This window comes from Vibrio sp. 1069 (assembly GCF_033340555.1).
Window position 1 is genome coordinate 1 of sequence record NZ_JAWOWP010000221.1, and the last position, 840, is coordinate 840.

The following is an 840-nucleotide window of genomic DNA, read 5'->3' on the forward strand; positions in this document are numbered from 1 at the left end:
GGCAAAGCTGCTTGTAATTGATGATGACGCATCAAGTCGTTTAAATTTAAGCAATATATTGGAATTTGTTGGAGAAAGTTGCGAAGCTGTCGGTTCTGAACAGCTAGGCGATGTTGATTGGTCTAGCGTATGGTCAGGCTGTATCGTTGGCAATATCTCAGCAGGTCGAGCGGCAACTGCCGTGATGGCTCGTCTCAACGATGCATACCATATCCCACTTCTTGTCTTGGGCAGCTTTCCTTTGCCTGTGGACGATCTCCCAAACTTTGTTGGCGAATTAGAGCAACCGCTAAATTACCCACAGCTTAGTGAAGCGTTACGTCACTGCAAAGATTTTCTTGGCCGTAAAGGGGTCAATGTTGTTGCTAGTGCGCGTAAAAACACGCTGTTTCGTAGCTTAGTAGGGCAGAGTCGCGGTATTCAAGAAGTTCGTCATCTTATTGAGCAAGTATCGGGTACAGAAGCCAATGTCTTGATCCTTGGTGAATCGGGTACGGGTAAAGAAGTGGTAGCACGTAACATTCACTACCATTCGTCATACCGCAATGGTGCGTTTGTGCCAATTAACTGTGGTGCAATCCCACCGGAGCTACTCGAAAGCGAATTGTTTGGCCACGAAAAAGGCGCGTTTACTGGTGCGTTAACGGCGCGTAAAGGTCGATTTGAATTAGCAGACGGTGGCACGATCTTCCTTGATGAAATTGGTGACATGCCAATGTCGATGCAAGTGAAGTTATTGCGTGTACTTCAAGAACGTTGTTTTGAGCGAGTTGGCGGAAACTCGACAATCAAAGTCAACGTGCGTGTGGTCGCTGCGACACACCGTAATTTGGAAAGCAT

The 840-nt window shown here is 47.0% G+C and carries 1 protein-coding gene; it reads left to right on the forward strand.

The window, feature by feature from the left end; translation table 11 throughout:
• A partial coding sequence (locus R7040_RS25580) for a sigma-54 dependent transcriptional regulator (protein WP_318097442.1) occupies positions 1-840 on the forward strand: 840 nt, incomplete at both ends.